General features: G+C 72.8%; 16 protein-coding genes and 1 pseudogene (1 of these 17 only partly in view). 3 read left to right on the forward strand and 14 right to left on the reverse strand.

The annotated features are described in order from the left end of the window. From JEK78_RS00540 to ccrA, 3 genes are all read right to left on the reverse strand, one after another. A protein-coding gene (locus JEK78_RS00540) for a type I polyketide synthase (protein WP_200262110.1) crosses the window boundary here: on the reverse strand, window positions 1-1,734 show its start. The gene continues 25,299 nt to the left of window position 1, outside the view; the window shows 1,734 of its 27,033 coding nt (coding positions 1-1,734); it begins with the start codon at window positions 1,732-1,734; its stop codon lies off the left edge, out of view. A gap of 171 nt (window positions 1,735-1,905) precedes the next feature. Then, a complete protein-coding gene (locus JEK78_RS00545) occupies window positions 1,906-3,114 on the reverse strand; it encodes a cytochrome P450 (protein WP_200262111.1) in 1,209 nt (402 codons plus the stop codon). Further along, a complete protein-coding gene (gene ccrA, locus JEK78_RS00550) occupies window positions 3,111-4,466 on the reverse strand; it encodes a crotonyl-CoA carboxylase/reductase (protein ID WP_200262112.1) in 1,356 nt (451 codons plus the stop codon). The genes JEK78_RS00545 and ccrA overlap by 4 nt, the downstream gene beginning before the upstream one ends. A gap of 167 nt (window positions 4,467-4,633) precedes the next feature. Here ccrA and JEK78_RS00555 point away from each other — a divergent pair, with 167 nt between their 5' ends. Continuing rightward, the gene (locus tag JEK78_RS00555; RefSeq protein ID WP_200262113.1) at window positions 4,634-6,361 is read left to right on the forward strand and encodes an ABC transporter ATP-binding protein; all 1,728 of its coding nucleotides are present in this window, start codon (window positions 4,634-4,636) and stop codon (window positions 6,359-6,361) included. Continuing rightward, window positions 6,358-8,253: an ABC transporter ATP-binding protein gene (locus tag JEK78_RS00560; protein WP_200262114.1), complete on the forward strand. Its 1,896-nt coding sequence runs from the start codon at window positions 6,358-6,360 to the stop codon at window positions 8,251-8,253. The genes JEK78_RS00555 and JEK78_RS00560 overlap by 4 nt, the downstream gene beginning before the upstream one ends. A gap of 77 nt (window positions 8,254-8,330) precedes the next feature. On the opposite strand, the gene JEK78_RS00565 is transcribed toward JEK78_RS00560, so the two are convergent. The 10 genes and pseudogenes from JEK78_RS00565 to JEK78_RS00610 all read right to left on the reverse strand — a co-directional run bounded on the left by JEK78_RS00565 (window position 8,331) and on the right by JEK78_RS00610 (window position 18,242). Next, complete coding sequence (locus JEK78_RS00565) at window positions 8,331-9,362, reverse strand: GDP-mannose 4,6-dehydratase (RefSeq protein WP_200262115.1); 1,032 nt, start codon at window positions 9,360-9,362, stop codon at window positions 8,331-8,333. An 11-nt stretch (window positions 9,363-9,373) separates the two neighbouring features. Then, the gene (locus JEK78_RS00570) at window positions 9,374-10,183 is read right to left on the reverse strand and encodes an alpha/beta fold hydrolase (protein ID WP_200262116.1); all 810 of its coding nucleotides are present in this window, start codon (window positions 10,181-10,183) and stop codon (window positions 9,374-9,376) included. 344 nt (window positions 10,184-10,527) lie between these two features. Beyond that, window positions 10,528-11,244, reverse strand: a pseudogene (locus JEK78_RS00575) (transposase); the annotation flags it as partial. Between the two features lie 69 nt (window positions 11,245-11,313). Next, window positions 11,314-11,943 (reverse strand): flavin reductase family protein, encoded by a 630-nt coding sequence (locus JEK78_RS00580; RefSeq protein WP_200262117.1) that lies wholly within the window; start codon window positions 11,941-11,943, stop codon window positions 11,314-11,316. Next, window positions 11,940-12,737, reverse strand: a complete 798-nt coding sequence (locus JEK78_RS00585) for an amino acid racemase (protein WP_200262118.1) — start codon at window positions 12,735-12,737, stop codon at window positions 11,940-11,942. Before JEK78_RS00585 ends, JEK78_RS00580 begins: the two co-directional genes overlap by 4 nt. Then, window positions 12,734-13,957 (reverse strand): DapH/DapD/GlmU-related protein, encoded by a 1,224-nt coding sequence (locus tag JEK78_RS00590; protein WP_200262119.1) that lies wholly within the window; start codon window positions 13,955-13,957, stop codon window positions 12,734-12,736. The genes JEK78_RS00585 and JEK78_RS00590 overlap by 4 nt, the downstream gene beginning before the upstream one ends. Window position 13,958: 1 nt before the next feature. Further along, window positions 13,959-15,152: a methyltransferase domain-containing protein gene (locus tag JEK78_RS00595; protein ID WP_200262120.1), complete on the reverse strand. Its 1,194-nt coding sequence runs from the start codon at window positions 15,150-15,152 to the stop codon at window positions 13,959-13,961. Next, entirely contained in the window at window positions 15,149-15,904 is a 756-nt protein-coding gene (locus JEK78_RS00600; protein WP_200262121.1) for a class I SAM-dependent methyltransferase, read from the reverse strand. The genes JEK78_RS00595 and JEK78_RS00600 overlap by 4 nt, the downstream gene beginning before the upstream one ends. After that, the gene (locus tag JEK78_RS00605) at window positions 15,901-16,746 is read right to left on the reverse strand and encodes a YggS family pyridoxal phosphate-dependent enzyme (RefSeq protein ID WP_200262122.1); all 846 of its coding nucleotides are present in this window, start codon (window positions 16,744-16,746) and stop codon (window positions 15,901-15,903) included. The genes JEK78_RS00600 and JEK78_RS00605 overlap by 4 nt, the downstream gene beginning before the upstream one ends. Window positions 16,747-17,114: 368 nt before the next feature. Further along, a complete protein-coding gene (locus JEK78_RS00610) occupies window positions 17,115-18,242 on the reverse strand; it encodes an acyl-CoA dehydrogenase family protein (RefSeq protein WP_200262123.1) in 1,128 nt (375 codons plus the stop codon). A 233-nt stretch (window positions 18,243-18,475) separates the two neighbouring features. Here JEK78_RS00610 and JEK78_RS00615 point away from each other — a divergent pair, with 233 nt between their 5' ends. Further along, the gene (locus JEK78_RS00615) at window positions 18,476-19,720 is read left to right on the forward strand and encodes a transposase (RefSeq protein WP_200262124.1); all 1,245 of its coding nucleotides are present in this window, start codon (window positions 18,476-18,478) and stop codon (window positions 19,718-19,720) included. A gap of 17 nt (window positions 19,721-19,737) precedes the next feature. Here the strand turns inward: JEK78_RS00615 and JEK78_RS00620 are convergent, their stop codons facing one another. Next, window positions 19,738-21,132 (reverse strand): UDP binding domain-containing protein, encoded by a 1,395-nt coding sequence (locus tag JEK78_RS00620; protein WP_200262125.1) that lies wholly within the window; start codon window positions 21,130-21,132, stop codon window positions 19,738-19,740. Window positions 21,133-21,137: the final 5 nt, after the last annotated feature.

Genomic DNA, 21,137 nt, shown 5'->3' on the forward strand with positions numbered 1-21,137 from the left:
CAGGGCGGCGTCGAAGGCCTCCCGGAAGGCCCCGAAGCGCTCGTACAGTTCGCGTCCCATGCCGAGGCGCTGGGCGCCCTGGCCGGTGAAGAGGAACGCGCACTTCGAGCGGGCCGCAGTGGCTTGGAGGAGCCCCGCGGCCGGTTCGTCGGCGGCGAGGGCGGCGAGGCCGGCCCGGATGTCGCCGGTGATCGCGGCGCGGTGGTCGAAGCTCGACCGGGTGGTGGCCAGCGAGTGGGCGATGTCGAGTGCGCGGTGCTGGTCGGCGACGGTCAGCAGCCGCGCGGCCTGGGCGCGCAACGCCTCCCGGGAGCGGCCCGAGACAAGGACCGGCACGGTCCCGGCGGGCACCGGGTCCTGCTCCTGCGTGGGTGCCTCGGCGGGCGGGGCCTGCTCGATGATGGTGTGCGCGTTGGTGCCGCTGAGGCCGAACGAAGACACGGCGGCGCGGCGGGGCTGCCCGGTCTCGGGCCAGGGCCGGTTCTCCCGCACCAGTTCCACGGCGCCGGAGTCCCAGTCGACGTGCGAGGAGGGCCGGTCGACGCCGAGGGTCTGCGGGACGACGCCGTGGCGGATCGCCATGACGGCCTTGATCACGCCGGCGACTCCGGCGGCGGCCTGGGTGTGGCTGAGGTTGGACTTCACGGAGCCGAGCAGCAGCGGCCGGTTCGCGTCGCGGTCCCGGCCGTAGGTGGCGAGCAGGGCCTGGGCCTCGACGGGGTCGCCGAGGGTGGTGGCGGTGCCGTGCGCATCGACGACGTCGATCTGGTCGCCGGTGAGCCGCGCGTTGACGAGGGCCTGCTCGATGACGCGTCGCTGCGAGGGGCCGTTGGGCGCGGTGAGGCCGTTGGAGGCGCCGTCCTGGTTGACGGCCGAGCCGCGCAGTACCGCGAGGACCTCGTGGCCGTTGCGCTGCGCGTCCGAGAGGCGTTCCAGGACGAGCATGCCGACGCCCTCGGCCCAGCCGGTGCCGTCGGTGGAGTCGGCGAACGAGCGGCAGCGGCCGTCCGAGGACAGGCCGCCCTGGCGGGAGAACTCGATGAACGTCGCCGGGTTCGCCATGACGGTCACGCCGCCGGCCAGCGCGAGCGAGCACTCGCCGGCACGCAGCCCCTGCATGGCCAGATGCATCGCCACCAGCGACGACGAGCAGGCGGTGTCGAGGGTGACGGAGGGCCCGACGAGGCCGAGGGTGTAGGAGATGCGTCCGGAGATGACACTGTTGGAGCTGCCGAGCAGGACCATGCCCTCGCCGCCGTCGCGGGGACCAAGCTGGTAGTCCTGGTTCATGGCGCCGGCGAACACCGCGGTCTGGCTGCCCTTGAGGGTGTGCGGGTCGATGCCGGCCCGCTCCAGCGCCTCCCAGGTGACCTCCAGCAGGACCCGCTGCTGCGGGTTCATGCCCAGCGCCTCGCGCGGCGAGATGCCGAAGAAGTCGGCGTCGAACTCTCCGGCACCGTCGAGGAAGCCGCCCTGGTCGGTGGCCGACAGGGCGAGCATGTCCGGGTCCCAGCCGCGGTCCTGGGGGAACGGGCGGATGCCGTGCTCGCCGCTGACGACCATGCGCCACAGGTCCTCGGGGCTCTTCACCCCGCCGGGGAAGCGGCAGCCGATGCCGACGACGGCGATCGGCTCCTGCGCCGCCGCTTCGAGGTCCTGAAGCCGCCGTCGAGTGCGCTGAAGGTTCGTACTGGCCCGTCGAAGGTAGTCCCGAAGCTTCTGTTCGTTGTCCATCTCTCAACTCATCTCGACAGGCGACAGCGACGTGCTGGAAAGTCTTGTGCGGCGCGGGGTGGCATCCCCCTAGAAAGCGGGGGGTGGTATCCCGCGGAAACCGTCGGAGGCCGCGCCCGCCTTGGCGGGCCGGCGCGCGACGGGTGACGGGGTGCGCGAGGTGACGGTCGGTCACCAGATGACGGGCAGCTCCCGCAGGCTGTAGACGATGGCACCGTCGCGGAAGCGCAGTTCCCGCGCGGGCTTGGCGAGCTTCAGCGTCGGAATGCGGGTGATCAGCGTGAGGACGGCCACCTGGAGTTCCACACGCGACAGGAACTTCGCGATGCAGCTGTGGATTCCGTGCCCGAAGGCCAGCGGGGTGCTGTCCTTGCGGGTGATGTCGAGCCGGTCGGCGTCGGCGTAGACGCTCTCGTCGCGGTCGGCCGAGGAGAGCAGGGCGATGACGCCCTCGCCCGCCCTGATCACCTGCCCGGCGATCTCCACGTCCTCCTTGGCGACCCGGCCCACCCCGCACTGCATGACGTTCTGATGGCGCAGCAGTTCCTCCACGGCGCCGACCACCAGACCAGGGTTCTCGCGCAGTTTCACCAGCTGGTCGGGGTGTTCGAGCAGCGCGAGCACGCTGAGCGCGATGGAGCTGGCGGTGGTGTCGTAGCCGGCCGACAGCAGCATCATGCCGATGACGACGACCTCTTCGCGTTTGATCTCACCGGTCTTGAGCTGGTTCTCGACCAGGAGCCCGAGCACGTCGTCGCTGGGCTCGCGCTCCTTGCGCATGACGAGCTTGGTGAGGTAGCCGAAGAGGGCGCCGGCGGCGGCGTTGCGGTGCGCCTGGCTGGAGGTGGTCTCGACGAGGGTGCCGATCCAGCGGCCGAAGGCCAGCCGGTCCTTGTAGGGGACGCCGAGCAGTTCGCACACGACGGTGAGCGGGATGGGCCGGGCGAAGGCCGACACCAGGTCGGCGGGCTGGGGCCCGGCGAGCAGCGCGTCGATGCGTTCGTCCACGAGCTCCTGCACGGCGGGCCGGATGCTCTCGGCCTTCTTCTTGGTGAACATGCTCATGATCATTCGCCGATAGCGTGTGTGCTCCGGCGGGTCGACGGTGACGAACGCCCCGGGCTGCGGGGCGACCGGGAAGAGGTAGCGGGGGTAGCCGGGGTTCATCACCTCGGCGCTGAACCGCGGGTCGGCCAGCAGCGCACGTACGTCGGAGTAGCGGCTGACCAGCCAGGCGGTGTCACCGGCGGGGGTCTCGACCCTGCAGACCGGGTCGTCCCCGCGCAGGCGCCCGTACTCGGGGGGCAGGTCCAGGGGGTGGTGCGGGTCGCGCGGGGACGGGAAGGGGCACGCCGCCGGCACGGAAGGCTTGTCGTTCATCGCAGCGCAGCTCCTTCCTCCGCGCGGCGGCCGTCGGCGATCCGGAACCGGTTGATGGCGTCCAGGTGGCGGGCGCGCAGCGCGTGGTCGCGCACGCCGAGCCCTTCCGAGGGCGTCAGGCACAGCACGCCGACCTTGCCCTGGTGGGTGTTGCGGTGCACGTCGTAAGCGGCCTGCCCGGTCTTCTCCAGCGGGTACACCGTGGACAGCGTCGGGTGGATCCGCCCCTGGGCGACCAGCCGGTTCGCCTCCCATGCCTCGCGGTACGTGGCGAAGTGGGTGCCGATGACGCGCTTGAGGTGCATCCACAGATAGCGGTTGTCGTACTGGTGGAGAAAGCCGCTGGTCGAGGCGCAGGTGACGATGGTGCCGCCGCGTCTGGCGACGTACACGCTGGCGCCGAAGGTCTCCCGGCCGGGGTGCTCGAACACGATGTCCGGGTCCTGGCCGCCGGTCAGTTCGCGGATCCGCGCGCCGAACCGCTTCCACTCCCTGGGGTCCTGGGTGTGCTCGTCGCTCCAGAACCGATACCCCTCGGCGGACCGATCGATGATCAGGTCGACGCCGGCCCTGCGGACGACCTCCGCCTTCTGCGGCGAGGAGACCACGCACACCGGCGTCGCGCCGCCGTTGAGGGCGAGCTGGGTGGCGTAGGAGCCGAGCCCGCCGGAGGCGCCCCAGATCAGGACCGTGTCGCCCTGCTTCATGTTCGCGCCGTTGGCGGAGACGAGCTGCCGGTACGCGGTGGAGTTGACCAGGCCCGGCGCCGCCGCCTCCTCCCAGGTGAGGTGCTCCGGCTTGGGCATCAGCTGGTTGGCCTTGACCAGGGCGAGCTCGGCGAGGCCGCCGTAGTTTGTCTCGAAGCCCCAGATGCGCTGCTGCGGGTCGAGCATGGTGTCGCCGTGGCCGTCCGGGTGCTCCAGTTCGACGTCCAGGCAGTGCGCCACGACGCGGTCGCCGGGCTGCCATGCGGTGACGCCCGTTCCGACGCGGAGCACGACGCCGGCGAGGTCGGAGCCGAGCACATGGTGGGGCAGGTCGTGCTTGCCACCGAGCCGCTTGAGGAAGGTGAAGGTGGGCAGCGGCTCGAAGATCGAGGACCACACCGTGTTGTAGTTGACGGACGAGGCCATCACCGCGATCAGCGCCTCGCCCGGCCCGACCTCGGGAGTCCGCACCTCGGCGAGGCGCAGCGACCGGCGCGGGTCCTTCTCCCCGGTCCGCAGTCCCTCGAACATGCCGACGTCCTCGCGGCGGACCACGACCCCCCGGTAGCTGTCGGGCACCGGCAGGGCTTCGAAATCCCGGGGCCCCGCGTCGTCCGACTCGATGGCACTCAGGATCTCGCTCATCCGGGCACTCCTCACGACGGCCTCTGGGTCTGACACCACCGTAGGAGCGGGAACACTAGGGATTCTGCCTGTCCTTGGGCCGCGGAAGTCTAGTGATCCCCCACGCTCCCCGTGCGGTGTGCTGGTCGGGCAAACCGCGTCGACCTGGGCCTCAAGGGGAGTGCCGTGTGCTGATCGGATTCCTGAAAACCCATCTGCGGCCCTATCGCCGAGGGCTTGTGGCCCTGCTGGTGCTGCAACTGATGCAGACCGTGGCCACCCTGCTGCTGCCCACCCTGAACGCCGCCGTCATCGACCACGGCATCCTCACCGGCGACGTGGAGTACATCTTCACCATCGGTGCGGTGATGCTGGCCGTCGCCGTGGTGCAGATCGTCACCGCCGCCGGCGCCGTGGTGTTCGCCGCCCGGTGCGCGGCCGGCCTGGGCCGCGATCTGCGCCGCCGGGTCTTCCGGGCCGTGCTCGGCCTGTCGGCGCGCGAGGTGGGCGAGATCGGCACTCCCTCGCTCCTCACCCGCACCGTGAACGACGTCCATCAGGTGCAGACCATCGTCCTGACGACGGCGGACGTGGCGGTGTCGGCGGTCATCATGTGCCTGGGCGGAGTCGTGCTGGCCGTCCTCCAGGACGTCGCGGTGTCCGTGGTCGTCGTCGCGCTCGTGGTGACCGTGATCGCGAGCCTGACGGTGGCGCTGGGCCGGCTGAGCCCGTTCTACGCGCGCATGCAGAAGTCCATGGACCGCATCAACCACCTGCTGCGCGAGCGGATCAGCGGGGTGCGGGTGATCCGCGCGTTCGTCCGCGACGACCATGAGCGTGCCCGCTTCGACCGCGCGAACGACGAGCTGTTCGAGGTGTCGCTGCGGGTGGGGCGGATCATCGCGGCCATGCCGGTCGTGGTGATGATCGTGATGAACGTCCTGACCGTGGTGATCATCTGGGTCTCCGGGCGGCGGATCGACGCCGGCGACATGCGGCTGGGCGCCCTCACCGCGCTACTCAGCTACGTCACGCTGATCATCGTCTCGATCATCATGGCGGTGATGGTGTTCACCGAGGGCTCGCGGGCCGCCGTCTCGGCCGGGCGCATCCAGGAGGTGCTGGACGCCCGCACCAGCGTGCCGGCGCCCGAGCGTCCGGTGCGGGAGCTGCCCGCCCCCGGCCACCTCGAACTGCGGGGCGCCGCCTTCGGCCACCCCGGCGCGGAGAAGCCCGTCCTGCGCGACGTCGACCTCGTCGTCCGGCCCGGTCAGAAGGTCGCGATCCTCGGCAACATCGGCAGCGGCAAGTCGACCCTCCTGAACCTGGTGCTGCGGCTGTACGACGTCACCGCCGGCCACATCCGGGTGCACGGCGTCGACGTACGCGCCCTCGACCCGGCGGTGCTGTCACAGACTGTCGGCCATGTGCCGCAGCAGCCGCACCTGTTCAGCGGCACCGTGGCCTCGAACCTGCGCTTCGGCCGCCCCGACGCCACGGACGCCGAACTGTGGCACGCGCTGGAGGTCGCCCAGGCACGGGAGTTCGTCGAGCGGATCGGACTGGACGCGCCGGTGGCGCAGGGCGGTTCCAACCTCTCCGGCGGCCAGCGCCAGCGTCTGGCGATCGCCCGGACGCTGGTCCGACGCCCCGGCATCTACCTGCTGGACGACTGCTTCTCCGCCCTCGACCACGGCACCGAAGCCCGGCTGCGAGCCGCGCTGGCGACCGAACTCGCCGACGCGACGGTGCTCCTGGTGACGCAGCGGGTGAGCGCGGCCGAGGACGCCGACCACGTCCTGCTACTGGACGACGGACACGTGGTCGGCTCCGGCACGCCCGCACAGCTGTCGCGGGACAACCCCACCTATCGGGAGATCGCGCTCTCCCAGCCCGTCCACCAGGAGATCCGATGAACGCCCCGACACGCGAGGCGCCCCCGGCGGCCGTACCCGCACCCGCCGAGAAACACGAACCCGCCACCACCAGACGGCTCCTGGGCCTGCTGCGGCCCTACCGGGCCAAGCTCGTCCCAATGGCCCTGCTCGGCACCGCCTCGATCGTGCTGAACCTGCTGGGCCCCAAACTGCTGGGCCACGCCACCGACCTCATCTTCGCCGGTCTCGTGGGCCGCTCGCTGCCCGCGAACGCGTCGGAGGAGCAGGTGCTGGAGCATCTGCGCGCCGACGGCAAGGACACGCTCGCCAACGTCATCAGCACGGTCGACGTCACCCCGGGCCAGGGCGTGGACCTGCGTGCGCTGGGCATGGTGCTCGCGGTCATCGTCGCCCTGTACGTGGTGGGTTCGCTGTGCATGCTGGCGCAGGGGCGGCTCGCCGCCGCGGTGGTGCAGCACGCGGTGCACCGGCTACGCGAGGAAGTCGACGCCAAGCTCACCCGCCTGCCGGTGAGTTACTTCGACCGCAGTCCGCACGGAGAGGTGCTCAGCCGGGTCACCAACGACATCGACAATCTCCAGCGCACCCTGCAGCAGACCATCGGCCATATGATCAACTCGGTCTTCTCGGTCGTCGGTGTGCTGGCCATCATGCTGGTGATCTCCGTCGAGCTGGCGCTGTTCGTGCTGCTCAGCGTGCCGGTGGCACTGGCACTCGCGACCTGGATCAGCAAACGGGCGTGGCCGCGCGTGCAGCAGCAGTGGAAGAGCACCGGCGAGGTGAGCGCCCACGTCGAGGAGAGCTACAGCGGTCACTCCCTGGTCAAGACGTTCGGCCGCCGGGAACTCGCCGAGGAGCGGTTCGACGAGCACAACGAGGCGCTCTACCAATCCGGTTACCGCGCCCAGGCGCTCTCCGGCCTCGTCGCTCCCACGACGCGCTTCGTGACCGACCTCAACTACGTGCTGGTGGCGGTGGTGGGCGCGCTGCGGGTGGCCTCGGGCGCGGTGACGATCGGCGACGTGCAGGCGTTCATCCAGTACTCGGGCATGTTCAGCCGCCCGATCATCGACGTGTCCAACTTCTCCGGCCAGCTCCAGTCCGGCATCGCCTCGGCCCGCCGCGTCTTCGAACTCCTCGACGAGCCCGAGCAGTCGCCCGCCCCGGCCTCCCCGAAGCGCCTGGCCTCGGTGCAGGGCAGGGTCGAGTTCTCGGACGTGTCGTTCCGGTACCTGCCCGACGAGCCGCTGATCGAGAACCTGTCGCTCGCGGCGGAGCCGGGCCAACTGGTGGCGATCGTCGGCCCCACCGGCGCCGGCAAGACGACCCTGGGCAACCTGCTGCTGCGCTTCTACGACCCCGACGCCGGCCGCATCCTCCTGGACGGCGTCGACACCACCGCCCTGACCCGCGCGGACCTGCGCTCGCGGATCGGCCTGGTGTCGCAGGACACCTGGCTGTTCCACGGCACCATCGCCGAGAACATCGCCTACGGCCGTCCGGGGGCCACCCGTGCGGAGGTCGTGGAGGCTGCCCGGGCCATGTGCGTGGACCGGTTCGTGCGCGCCCTGCCGGACGGCTACGACACCGTGCTGGACGACGACCACGGCGGCCTGAGCGCCGGTGAGCGGCAACTGATCACGCTGGCGCGGGCCTTCCTCGCGCAGCCGGCGATCCTGGTCCTGGACGAGGCCACCTCGTCGGTCGACACCCGCACCGAGGCGCTGATCCAGCAGGCCATGGTGTCCCTGCGGGCGGGTCGCACGAGCTTTGTGATCGCGCACCGCCTGTCCACCGTGCGGGGCGCCGACCTGATCGTTGTCATGGACCGCGGCAACGTGGTGGAGCGCGGCCCGCACGCCGAACTCCTGGCCCGCGGCGGGTTCTACGCCAGGCTCCACTCCGCCTGAGCGGTAAGAGGGCAAGAACGAGCGGGGCGCGCACCGGGTGCGCGCCCCGCTCGGGGTCTGCGGTCGGTCCCGGCGGGCTACCAGCCTGCGGCCGCCAGCAGATCGCCGTACTCGTGCTCGGTGGCGACGTGCTTGAGGTCGGCGTCCACCATCATCCGGATCAGCGACGTGAAGTCGACCTCGGGCTTCCAGCCCAGTTCCTGGCGGACCCGGGTGGTGTCCGCGCAGAGGATCTCCACCTCGGCGGGACGCACCAGCGCGGGGTCGGTGTACACGTGGTCCTGCCAGTTGAGCCCGCCATGCTCGAAGGCGAGGCTCATGGCCTCGCGCACCGAGTGCGTCTCGCCGGTGCCGACGACGTAGTCGTCGGGCGTGTCCTGCTGCAGCATCAGGTGCATGGCCCGCACGTAGTCGCCGGCGAAGCCCCAGTCGCGCAGGGCGTCGATGTTGCCGAGCGAGAGCTTCTCCTGGAGGCCCAGCTTGATCCGGGCGACGCCCAGGGAGATCTTGCGGGTCACGAACTCCGCGCCGCGGCGCGGGGATTCGTGATTGAAGAGGATGCCGCCGACGGCGTACATGCCGAACGACTCGCGGTAGTTGCGGGTGATGAAGTGGCCGTAAGCCTTGGCCACACCGTAGGGGCTGCGCGGGTGGAAGATGGTCGTCTCGCGCTGCGGGGTCTCCGCGGCCTTGCCGAACATCTCCGAGGACGACGCCTGGTAGAAGCGGATCTGCTTGCCGGTGGCGTGCCGCGAGGCGGACAGGCCGGAGACCTGGCGGATCGCCTCCAGCATGCGCAGCACGCCCATGGCGTTGACCTCGGTGACGAGTTCGGCCTGCTGCCACGACATCGGTACGAAGGAGATGGCGCCGAGGTTGTAGACCTCGTCCGGCTGGACGAGGTCCACCGCCGAGACCAGGGACGCCTGGTCCATCAGGTCGCCGTCGACGAAGGACAGTTCGGACATCAGCCGGGACACCCGCGACTTGCGCGGGTTGGCCTGTCCTCTCATCAGTCCCCACACCTGATAGCCCTGCTTGATCAGATGCTCTGCGAGGTACGAGCCGTCCTGCCCGGTGATGCCGGTGATGAGTGCACGCCTGGTCATCCGGTTTCCTCTCAGCACGCGGAAGGTCCGCGAGGGGACGGACCCGGAACTGGTGTCAAAGTAGAGCGCCGAGCACTAGGTGATTCGCCGGAAAGCAGGTCCATCACCGCTTCGCTGTGCTCGGCGAGGAAGAAGTGGCCGCCGGGGAACACCCGCAGCTGGAACGAGCCCGTGGTCCGCTCCTGCCAGTCAGCCGCCTCCTGGACGGTCGTCTTGGGGTCGGCGTCCCCGGTGAGCGCCGTGACCGGGCAGGTCAGCGGCGGTCCAGGCCGGTAGCGGTAGGTCTCGGCGGCGCGGTAGTCGCCGCGGATCGCGGGCAGCACCATGCGGACCAGTTCCTCGTCGTCGAAGACGCGCGAGTCCGTGCCGGCCAGCCGGCGCACCTCGGCGATCACTCCCGCGTCGTCGAGCCGGTGCACCTGCTCGTCATGGGAGTGCTGCGGCGCCCGGCGCCCGGACACGTAGAGGTGGGCCACCTCCGCCGACCCGGCTTGGAGCGCCGTCGCGACCTCGAACGCCACGGAGGCGCCCATGCTGTGCCCGAACAGCACCAGCGGGCGGTCACGCAGCGGGGCGACCACCTCGGTGATGCGCCGGGCCAGGACGTGTACGTCGTCGATCAGGGGCTCGTTGTGGCGGTCCTGGCGGCCCGGGTACTGCACCACCAGCACCTCGGCGCGCGTGGCCAGCCCGGTGGCGAGCGGCCGGTACCAGCTGGCCGCACCGCCGGCGTGCGGAAAGCACACCACACGGGGTGCGGCACCTTGCGGCGCGTCATGGAAACGGCGCAGCCAGAGATCGGTATCCGATAGGAGGGGCATGATTCCGGATCCAACCAGCGTCCCACCTGAGAAAAGCCCTAGTGTCTCGTGATCCTGTTCATGTCGGTTTGAACCGCCCCGGGTTCGGTAGAGATCTCAGAGGGCGTTTGCCCAGGTCAAGGCCGGGATACGGCTTATGTGACTGTCTTGTTTTGATGCGATTCATCCATTAGCCTCGATCTTGCATGAGGGTCCGTCAGCTTGCTGACGGACCCTTTCTGCTTGTTCGGGGCGGTCACTTCTGTAGGTGGGCAGGGTGGTGGCCCGGCTGTCGCGTCGGGTGGGCGCCGGATTCCACGGCTCCGGTCGGGTGGTGCTGCTGGTAGGGACGGGGAAGTTGCTGGTCAGCCGCGGTTCGGCAGGGTCGCGAGCCGTTGCGGGGCTTCGGTGATCAGGCCGGTCCAGGGCCAGTGTTTGGCGAGGCGGAGGACGCGGCGGCGTCCGGTGGTGACGAGCTGAGCGGCTGCGGAGAACAGCCGCAGCCGCAGGCGGCGGGGTTCCCACCGGCGGGCTTGGCCGGTGAGGGCGAGCATCGGCATCCAGGCCAGCAGGTCCAGGGCGATCTGGACGATCTCCAGCCAGATCCGGTTCTGGGCGGCGTCGTGCGGGGGGAGGTTGCGCAGGCCGGTGGCGCGGGCGGCGCGGATGCGGTCCTCGGCCCTCGCGCGCCGGCGGTGCCGCAGTTCGAGTGCGGCGATCGGGGTGTTCTTGGTGTTGGTGGCGAAGCAGGTCAGGCGCATGCCGTCGGCGTCGGTGATCCGCAACTGGGCGCCGGGGTGCGGCCGTTCCTTCCGTACGATCAGGCGCATCCCCTTCGGCCAGCCCTTGAGGCAGTCGCCGTCGAGGTCGGCGACCCAGGCGCCTTCGCGGATCTCGCCGTCGTGCTCGACGGCCGGCGTCCAGGCCGAGGCCGGGATCTTCAGGACCGCGTGGTGGATGGCGTCGGTGATGGTCATACCGACCGAGTAGGACAGCCACCGGCCGCGGGCGGACAGCCAGTCGACGAACTCGTGGGTGCCTCCGCCCGAGTCGGTGCGGATCACTCCGCGATCTCTTCTACGAGCGGCCCTCACGCTGCCCGCAACCAGCTGAACCCCCTAAACAATTACGCGCCCGACGTCGAGGCATTCTTAGACAGTTTCGACAGCTCCCAGCCGGCCCGAGAAGCTGAGGAGCGGGGCGCCGGGGGCCGGGGCGCCGCCGGTGACCTCGGCCAGCAGCAGGTCGTGGTCACCGACCGGGCGGCGGTCGAGCATCCGGCAGGACAGGTGCGCGAGCGCGCCGTCGAGCAGGGGGGCGCCGCTGAACGGGTCCGCTCTCCAGGCCACGTTCGCGAACTGGGCGTCACCCGGCGACCGGCCGGGGTCCGCGAACCGCCGGGCGGCCTCGCCCTGCCCGACGGCCAGCACGTTCACCGAGAACGTGCCGGTGCGCAGCACCAGACGGACGAAGGCGGACCCCGGGCGCAGCGCCACTCCGAGGACCAGCGGCTCCCTGGAGATCGCGACCACCGAGCCGGCTGTGGTGCCGTGCCGGTCACCGTCGCCGCCGTCGACGGTCAGGACGGTCACCGCGGAGGTGAGCCGGCGCAGCGCCGTGCGGGCCGCGACCGGGTCCCCGTACTCCGGCGGATCGGTCCCTGCAGGCCGTCCGGCTCGACCGGGTTCGGTGCCGGGGGGCGCGGAGGGCTGGGCGCGGGCGGCGGGGGTGGTCCGGCCGGCGGGGGTCGTCGGCCGCCCGGCCGGGCTCCAGGCTCTCACGTGCCGTACCCCGTCGGTGCGGGTGCGGCGATCGCGGGACCCGCCGGCCGCGCGCCGGACACGTTCGCCGGGCCCGCCACCCGGTCCCCCAGTGACGCCGCGACCAGCGCCTCGACGTGTACCTCCAGGGTGTCGAGCACCGCGCGCGAGCCGCGCTCGGCGGCCGGGACGAGCAGGCCGAGTTCGGTGCACGCGAGAATGACGCCGTCCGCGCCCTCGCTCCGCAACCGCTCCCTCAGGTCCGTGAAGGCGGTCGCCGCGGCGGCGCTGACGGTGCCCCGGCACAACTCGTGGTAGATGATGTGGTCGATCAGAGTCTGGTCGGCCGGCTCGGGCAGGACAGGCTCGATACCCCGGGCGGTCAGCGCGCCGTCGAACAGGGCGCCCCGCGCGGTGAACCGGGTGCCCAGGACCGCCGCTCGGGACATGCGCCGTCGCCGGGCGGCCTCCGCCGTCACCTCGACGATGTCGACCAAGGGCAGGTCGCAGGCGGCACGCACGGCCCCGGAGACCCGGTGCATGGTGTTGCAGGCGATGGCGACCAGGTCAGCGCCGGCCGTCTCGAGCCGGCGGGCACCCTCGGCGAGCAGTGTCCCGGCCCCGTCCCAGTCCCCGGCGAGTTGGCGGCGCTCCACCTCGGCGTAGTCCTGCGACCAGATGAGCACCCGGGCGGAGTGCGAGCCGCCCAGGGCCTTCCCGACACCTTCGTTGAGGGCGCGGTAGTACGTGAGGGTGGACGGCCAGCTCATCCCTCCGAGCAGGCCGATCACCGCGGGTCCGTCGGTGGCGGTCATCCCGCGGCCTCTTTCAGGCGGGCGAAGGCCGCCGGCTCGATCGAGCTGAAGCAGCGGTCGTCCCCGCAGGGCATGGCATGCCGCCGCAACCGGTCGCGCAGGTCCTCGACGACGGGCGAGGCGTGGCCGGAGAGCCGTCCGGAGCGCAGCTCGAACAGGGCGACGGGGTCGCCGGGGCGCGGCCGTCGGTCGGGACGCTCGCCCAGCGAGAGCACCGCGAGGGCCTGGCCGGGTGGCGGGTCGCCCGGCCAGGGGTCGTCCGGGGCGAGGAGGACGACCCGGGTGCGGTGCGTGCCGTCCGCAAGGGCGACGGTCAAGGTTCCCGCGGAGCCTTCGTACGTGCCCGACGGGAGGCCCTGCCCCGGCGAGCCCGCGCGTACGTCGACCGTGCAGCCCTTCCATTCGAGTTCGGTGCGCCAGCCGTCCAGCACGCCGAGGACGGCGTCGCGAGCCCGGTCGTCGGCCACGGGCCCGAGGTGGAGCTCCCGCTTGACCCTGGCGGGGACGCCACCGGCCAGGATGCCCGCCGGGAGGGGGGCGGTGACGACGGAGCCGGCCGCCACGATCGTCCCCTCCCCGACGTGGGCGCCCGGCAGCAGGGTCACGTGGTAGCCGAGCCATACGTCCCGCGCGACGTGCACCGGGGCGTACGCGGGCTCGGTGCCGTCGAGGGGGCCGTGGCCGAAGTGGTAGCCGTGCGTCCACACCGCCAGGTAGGAGCCGGTGCCGACACCGTCGCCCAGGCTGATCTCGTGGTTCGCGTTGAGGATGGTGTGCTGGCCGACCGTGACCCGGTCGCCGATCTTGACCCGGGACGTCGAGGTGGTGGTGCCGCCGTAGCCGACCCGCGCGCCATCGCCGAAGTACAGCAGCCGGCCGGCGGTGAACTCCCGGCACAGGACTTGGGCGTCGGGGCCGATCCTGGCGGCACCGCCGGCCGCGAACCGCTCCGCGGCCAGGACGCGCACCCGCGGGCCGAGTTCGCTGCCCGGGCCCAGGCTCAGCGTGCCGGCCCGCAGGTCGCATTCCGGGCCGACGACGGTTCCGTCGCCGAGTACGACGTCGTCGCCCACGAGGGTGGTACCGGCACCGATGGTGACGTTCTCGCCCACGCTCAGGCGACCGGCGCGGATACGTACGCCCGGTCCGGTGCGGCAGGAGCGCGGCAACTGCCGCGGGTCCACGGGTGGAAGAGTGGGGCGGTCGTCGAGAGTGGTCATGTCAGAGCCAACTTTCGGGAAGGTCGACCAAGGCCCGCCGCCGGGCGGCGCGGTCGACGTCGGGATCGAAACCGGCCCGCCCGGCGCGGGCGGCGGCCACGGTGGAGCGGGGCGGCCGGGAGAGTTCGCGCAGGTAGGGCCAGCGGTCGGCGAACTCGCGGGCGAAGCGCTCGTGGGGCCAGCGAGGTCCGTCATCGCTCAGCAGCGGGTTGACGCGCAGCGGGCGGCCGGGCAGGGCAGCGGTGAGCCGACCGGGGGTGCCCGGCGCCCCGGTGGCCCGGAGGACGAACGCCAACGCCGCGGCGCCCTCCGGGCGGCCGTTCTCCGTCGGTGCGACCGTCCGCCCCCGCAACGCCGCCTCCGTCAGTGCCTCGTCGTCGTAGCAGTGGTCCGGCGCGAGCAGTTCCCGGTACCCGTCGGCGGTCAGCGGCAGGCCCGGCGAGTAGTTGGCGTGCCCGGCGTCGTGGACGTGGCCCAGCATGACCGGTCCGGTGCCGCCGACCCGCAGCAGTTCCGCCAGCACGTGCCGCTTGTCGCGGAAGTAGTGGAAGCTGTCGTGGCTCAGGGCCGCCCCGGCGGCGCCGTCGGCGAGCGGGAAGGGGCCGTCCGCGTCGAAGCAGACCAGGTCCGAGTCGGGGGCGCAGAAGGTCCTGGCGATCCACAGGTGGGAGAAGACCAGGTCGGAGCCGATGGCCGGGCCGGACCGCTCCGTCCAGGTACGCAGGAAGTGCCCGGCTCCGCAGGCGATCTCGAAGAGGGTGCCTCCGGTCGGGGCGTGCGCGTCCAGCAGGGCCAGGCCGCTGAGGTACGTCGGCTGGCACCAGCGGTGCAGGAAGTACGAGGCCAGGTCGCCGTATCCGAGACCGGCCATGGCCGCCGCGGCGGTCGTGGCCCCCGTGACCACCGCGAGGGCCGCCGCGGGGTCCGCGGGCGGGACCGTGTCGTCCTTGCGGTCGCACAGCAGCAGGGCCAGGGCACGTTCCACCTCGCCCGCCCGCAGGGCATCGACGGCCCGCGCCCGCAGCCCGTCGCGCCCGGTGCGCAGGTACGGGATGCCCTCCGGGCAGGGCCACAGCCCTTCGCCGTCGGTCAGCAGGTGCGGCCCGGCCCAGGTGAGCGGGCCCCCGGTCACCGGGCTGCGGAGCAGGGCGCGCAGCGGCTCGGCCAGCGGCCGGGCGGGGTGGCGCGCACTCATGCGAACACCTCCAACAGGGCGAACGGCAGCAGCACCCCGGCACCGTTGGTGAGCACGGTCGCGCCGTCCAAGGTCGCGCGGCGGGTGCTCAGCGGATCGTCGGGCGAGCACGGGACGTCCGCCGGCGGCTCGTAGTCGTGAAAGCGGTGGCGCTGTCCGCGAGCGGCGAGCCGGGCCGCGAAGGCTGCGCGGGAGTGGATGTTCCAGCCGGGCATCCAGTCGTCGTCCTCGGCGCCGTCGGTTTGGCGCAGCCGGACCAGTACGTCGACGGGGAAGGGGTTGAAGGTGCCGAACAACAGCGCCCGCCCGCCCGGTTCCACCAGGTCCAAGACGTGGTCCAGCCAGGGATCGAGGGAGTCGAAGTGGCTGTGCAGGGTGAGCATCGTGACCGCGCTGTACTGCCGCTCGGGCAGCGTTCGGGCACGGCCCACGTCGCCGACAAAGAAGTCGGCCCCGGGTACGTGCCGGGCGGCGTGCTCGACCAGCGCGGGCAGCGCGTCGACCCCGGACAGGGTGGCGTGCGGGTGGCGGTCCGCTAGGTGGTGCAGGAAGGCGCCGTTGGCGCATCCGATGTCGAGGACGGAGGCACCCGGTCGGTCCAGGACCCCGCGCAGGCGGTCCGCGACGAAAGGGAAGTAGGGGCGCTCGTGGTCGGCGGGCGGGCGTTCCAGGTAGCGCAGGTCCAGGGGCCGGGTCCCGGTACCGGCGGCCGGCAGACCGACGGGGGCCAGCGGCGGCGGCGAAGTGCTCACGCGGCACCGCCGGGCGGCGTCGCGTGCGTTTCCGTCGTCCGCCCGCTCGCCGGACCGTACGTCTCCGAGTCGGCTCCGCCCGGCGGTGTCCCGCCCCTGGCGGGGTACGCCCGGCCACCCAACAGGGCGGAGCCGATCCGCACGTGGGTCGCACCCGCCGCGACGGCCTTCTCCAGGTCCCCGCTCATGCCGGCCGACACGGCGGTCGCCTCCGGGTGGTCGACGCGCAGCCGGGCGGCGAGTGCGGCCAACCGGTCGAAGGCCGCCTCGGCGGGTTCGCCGAGCGGGGCGACCGCCATGACCCCGGCAGGTCGCAGGCCCGGGGCGTCCGCGACCGCGTCGGCCAGGGCGGCGAGCCCGTCAGCGGGCACGCCGCCGCGGCGCGGGTCGCCGTCCAGGCTGACCTGGAGCAGGCAGGACAGGGTACGACCGGCGTTCAGGGCGCCCCGGGACAGCGCCGCCACCAGAGCGTGACGGTCCACCGAGTGCACGAGCGAGGCGTAGCGCGCCACCGAGGCGGCCTTGTTTCGCTGGAGCGAGCCGACGAAGTGCCATTGCGGCGGCTCGGGGTGGCCGGCCAGGTCGGCCAGGTCGGCGGCCTTGGTGGCCGCTTCACGATCGTGGTTCTCGCCCAGGTGCCGGACGCCGAGCGCGTGCAGCATCCGGGCGTCCGCGGCGGGCCGGGTCTTGGTGACGGCGACCAGCGTGATCCCGCGCGGGTCGCGCCCGCACGAGGCGGCAGCCGACTCGACGCGGGCTGTCACGGCGCCGAGCGCGGCTTCGAGTTCGGCCCGGCGCGCGGCGGCCGGGAGGGCGGTGGGGTGGGCGGCCGTCGTGGTCACGGGTTCGTCCCTTCCGTACGGGGGTGGGTGTCGGGCGGCACGGGGAGAGGGGCGCGCCTGCGCGCCGCTTCCTCGAACACGGCCTCCGGCTCGCGGGACGTGAACCGGACGAACGGGCCGCCCGGCTCCGGACCGCTGTGGAAGACCCGGTGAGGGATGGCCGCGATGTCGCGACCGGCGGGCAGGGCGTGGCAGAACTTCGGCCCCTCCCGCTCGCCCGGCCAACGACGTCGGCGCCGGCGAAGTACGTGCCGCGCGGGGTGGACGCGCGGGCAGGCCGCCGCCAGTTCGGCGGCTGCCGTGCAGCGCGTTCGGGGACTCGGGTCCGGTGTCGGCGAGCCGGAATCGGTGCCGGCGCCCCGGACCGCTCACCGCGCGCCCCGGACCGCGTCGGCGACGGCGAGCATCCGTGCCCCGGTGGCGGTGCGGCTCTCCCGGGTCTGCGCCTGCACGAGGTGGAAGGATGCCTCCGCCAACAGCCGGGCCGGCGGCGAACCGGCGGCGGCGCTGGCCCCGCCACCGGCCGCGACGCAGGCGGCGGCGGCCCGACAGGCCAGTTCCAGGGCGGCCGACCGGACCGCGAGGCGCTCCTCGGCGGCCTCGTGCGGCGGTACCTCGTCCATCAGACGGTACGCGGCGGCCCGCAGCGCGTCCGCCTCGGCGGCGGTGCGCAGGCCCAGTTCGCGGTACTCGGCGCTCTGCGCGGCGTCGGTCAGGCAGGCGGTGGCGGCGGTGAGGGTGCCGAACACGCCGGGGTTGACGTTCGGGCGGCGCTCGGCGTCGGCGCGGCGCCACGCGGCGCCCGGGTGCAGGGCGACCACCCGGTCGGGTGCGACGGCGGTGCCGTCCAGTCGCGCCGACACCGTGCTGGTCGCTGCCATGCCCCACAGCCGCTGCGGGCGGACCTCGCCGATCCCTGCTCGCTCGTCGCAGTCCAGCAGGGCGAACAGGACCCTGTCGTCGCGGGTGACCGCGCCCACCATGACCACGTCCGCGATCCCCCAGCCGGACAGCCAGGCCAGCCGGCCGTGCAGCCGCCAGCCCCGGCCGTCGCGGACGGCGGTGACGGCCGGCGGACCCGACCGACGCAGATGGGAGCTCGCGCCCGCGGCCAGCACACGGCCCGCCGCCATTGGTCCGGCCCAGCGCTCGCGAACCTCGGGGTCGGCGCTGCCCGCCACCTCGCGCAGCGGGTGGTGGTGCTGGGCCCACACGCACCAGGTCGAGCCGTCCGCGGCGGCGATCGCCTCGGACACCTCGCGCTGGACCTGTGCGGGGGTGACCGGGGCGGCCGGCCGGTGGACTGCGGTGCCCAGGGCGCCGGCCGCGCCCAGGGCGTCGAGGTGGGAGCGCGGGACCCGGCCCACGGCGGTCGCGGCGGCGGCCGGGGCGAGCAGCTCGCGGGCCACCGCGCGGCCACGCACGACCACCGGGTCGTGGGCCGCGTCCGCGTGGCGGGCCGCGTCCGGCCGAAGATGCGCGGCGGGGGCGGTCACTGGTCCACCATCCTTTCTGCGGGATCCAGTTGGATGCTCGTGGTCGGATGCCGGTGAGAGCCGGGGTGACGGCCTGGGGTGGTGGCTCGGCGAGAGCCCCGACGACACTGCCGCCCCCGGCTTTCGCGGAGCTGTCGACCGGCGACAGAGGGACGCGCCGCAGAGCGCCGGTCAGTGACCGCCGGGGGACAGGCTCCGTCACCGGCCTGTCGCTGACAGGCCCAAGGAAGGCTGTGGCACTGCCCGAGAGCGCGTACCACGTCGGGATCGACTGGGGATCGGCCGAGCACGCGGTGTGCGTCCTGACCGAAGCCGGCCGCCCCAAGACCCGGTTCACGATCAGCCACACCGCCGCCGAGTCCGCCGACCTGGCCCGCCGCCTGGCCAGGCTGGGTGCCGCCGAGGACATACCCGCGGCCATCGAGCGGCCGGACGGGCGCCTGGTGGACGGGCTGCTGGAGGCCGGGCAACCGGTGGTGCCGGTGAAGTCCAACGCCATCAAGGCGTGGCGGGACGTCGAGGTGCTGTCCGGCGCGAAGTCCGACCCCGGGGACGCGATGGTGATCGCCGAGTACCTGCGGCTGCGGCACCACAAGCTCGGCCCGGGCCACCCGTTCTCCGACCAGACCAAGGCCCTGCGGACCGTGGTCCGCACCCGCGACGACGTGGTCCGGCAGCCGGTGATGGCCACCAACATGCTCTCCGCGCTGCTGGATGCCTTCTGGCCGGGTGTGAAGGCCCTGTTCAAGGATATGGAGTCGCCGATCGCGCTGGAGTTCCCGACCCGCTACCCGACCCCGGCCTCCGCCGCGGCCTTGGGCGAGAAGCGCATGGCCGCGTGCTGCGCCAAGCACGGCCGCTCGGGCCGGCGCACGGCCGAGGAACTCGTCAGCTGCCTGCGAGCGGCCCCGCCCGGCGTCACGGCCGAGCACCACGCCGAGGCGGGCCGGGACGCCGTCATGGCTCTGGTCGCTGTGCCGCGGACGCCGGCAGGCGTCAAGAAGGACCTCGACCGGTCGGTCGACGCCCACCTCGGCCGGCATCCCGACGGCCGGATCTTCGCCTCGCTGCCCAGGGCCGGGCGCGTCAACGCCGCCCAGACGCTCGCCGAGTGGGGCGACTCCCTCGACGCCTACGACAGCCCGGACGTCGTGTCCGCTTTCGCCGGCGTCGCTCCGGTCGCCAAGGGATCCGGACGCGTGCGCGGGGTCTGCTATCGCTGGGCCTGCAACGAACGCCTCCGCCAGGCCATCACGACCTTCGCGGACAACAGCCGCCACGAGAGCGCCTGGGCGGCCGACATCCACCACCGGGCCCGAGGCCGCGGGATGGACCACCCGCACGCGACCCGCCTCCTGGCCCGAGCATGGGTCCGCGTGTTCCACCGCTGCCGGCTCGACCACGAGCCCTACGACCCCGCCCGACACGGCGCGGCACAACACTTCCTGCCCCAGCCCGAGTGGGTTCAAGCGGTCTGAGGTTGACGCAGGGGGTGTCATCGGGCGTCCGCCGCGGTGGGCGCGGGCACGTCCAGCCAGGAGGTACCGCCGGCCCGGCGGTAGGCGACATGGCCGGGCCAGTCGCGGTCCTCCCAGACCCCGTGGTTGTCCAGGATCAGCAGCTGCCGCTCGCGCGGCTCGTCGAGCAGCGCGAGGTACGGCTCGCCGCGGAACTCCGGGTGGTCGGGGACGACCAGGACGGTCGATGCCTTCCGGAAGGCGTCGGCCAAGTCGGTGGCGGCCGTGCCGGGCCCGAGCAGCGCGTCGATCTCGGCGGCGCTGTACATCGGGTCGTACACGCTGAACTCCGTTCCCAGCCTGCGCAGTTCCTCCGTGATGGCGACGGCGGGGCTGAGCGTGGCGACCTTGATGCCGCCCTTGTAGGCGAGTCCCAGGACCAGGACCCGGCCGCGCGGGGCGACCGCCTCCGCGACCAGGCCACGCATCCGCGTGTCGGTGTCCACCGCCTCGCTGAGCAGCGACAGCCGGGTGGCGTCGACGGCGCCCCGCAGCAGGTAGCGGCTGGAGAGCGGGATGCAATAGCCACCGGTGCCGAAGCTCGGGTGGAAGGTCCCGATGTTCCACTTGGTGCCCGCCAACCGCAGCACCTCCACCATGTCCACGTGCGTGTACGCCAGGCTCAGCTGGTTGGCGAGGGTGATCTCCACGTGCCGGTAGGCGTTCTCGACGCACTTGACCAGCTCGCCCTCGACGTGGCTGGGAGCCCGGTGCAGGGTGTCGCACATGAGTTCCAGCACGTCCCGGGCGGCGTCGGCGGAACGCGCCCCCACGCCGCAGTAGATCCGGTCCAGGTCCCGCAGCCCGTAGCCCTCCGCGAGGAACCAGTCGCGGCGCGGGGCCAGCGCCAGCAGCAGGTCGGTGTCCGGCTCCAGGCCGGCCGAGGTGGCGATCGGGAGCAGCAGTTCCTCGACCGTCCCCGGGGTCAGCGTCGACTCGACGACCACCAGCGGGGGGCGCTCGGGCCGTCGGGCCGCAGTGTCCTCGACGATCGCGGCGAACACCTCGACCAGGGCCCCGGAGTAGGGCTCCGCCTCGCGTTCGGTGGGCACGGCGACGAAGTGCACGGCGACATCCTCGGCCAGGGCGCGGGCCCGGTCGGAGGTCACCGGCGCGGCGGGCCCGGCCGGTCCGGCCGCGTCGGCGCCGCGCTGCTCGACCCGGTCGGGGTCGACGTCGTAGCCGACGACGGCTACTCCCTCGGCGCGCAGCGCCTCGACGGTGGACCAACCGATGTGCCCCAGGCCCCAGACGCAGGCGGCGGCGCGTCCGGCCGCCAGCTCCGCACGGTGGTCGTGGCGGGTGACGGGGACGGCGGGGCCTGCGGCCGGTGCGGTCGCGGCCCAGGTCGGCTCGGTGGTCAGTGATGTCACGGCGT

It is taken from the genome of Streptomyces sp. HSG2, assembly GCF_016598575.1.
In the GTDB taxonomy this organism is placed as follows: Bacteria; Actinomycetota; Actinomycetes; order Streptomycetales; family Streptomycetaceae; genus Streptomyces.

What these genes read in the sequence shown, in the direction of transcription:
- ccrA (WP_200262112.1), bottom strand. Translation starts at nt 4,466, where the DNA reads ATGAGCGAGATCCTGAGTGCCATCGAGTCGGACGACGCGGGGCCCCGG.
- JEK78_RS00595 (WP_200262120.1), bottom strand. Translation starts at nt 15,152, where the DNA reads ATGAGTGCGCGCCACCCCGCCCGGCCGCTGGCCGAGCCGCTGCGCGCC.
- JEK78_RS00590 (WP_200262119.1), bottom strand. Translation starts at nt 13,957, where the DNA reads ATGACCACTCTCGACGACCGCCCCACTCTTCCACCCGTGGACCCGCGG.
- JEK78_RS00560 (WP_200262114.1), top strand. Translation starts at nt 6,358, where the DNA reads ATGAACGCCCCGACACGCGAGGCGCCCCCGGCGGCCGTACCCGCACCC.
- JEK78_RS00570 (WP_200262116.1), bottom strand. Translation starts at nt 10,183, where the DNA reads ATGCCCCTCCTATCGGATACCGATCTCTGGCTGCGCCGTTTCCATGAC.
- JEK78_RS00585 (WP_200262118.1), bottom strand. Translation starts at nt 12,737, where the DNA reads ATGACCGCCACCGACGGACCCGCGGTGATCGGCCTGCTCGGAGGGATG.
- JEK78_RS00565 (WP_200262115.1), bottom strand. Translation starts at nt 9,362, where the DNA reads ATGACCAGGCGTGCACTCATCACCGGCATCACCGGGCAGGACGGCTCG.
- JEK78_RS00545 (WP_200262111.1), bottom strand. Translation starts at nt 3,114, where the DNA reads ATGAACGACAAGCCTTCCGTGCCGGCGGCGTGCCCCTTCCCGTCCCCG.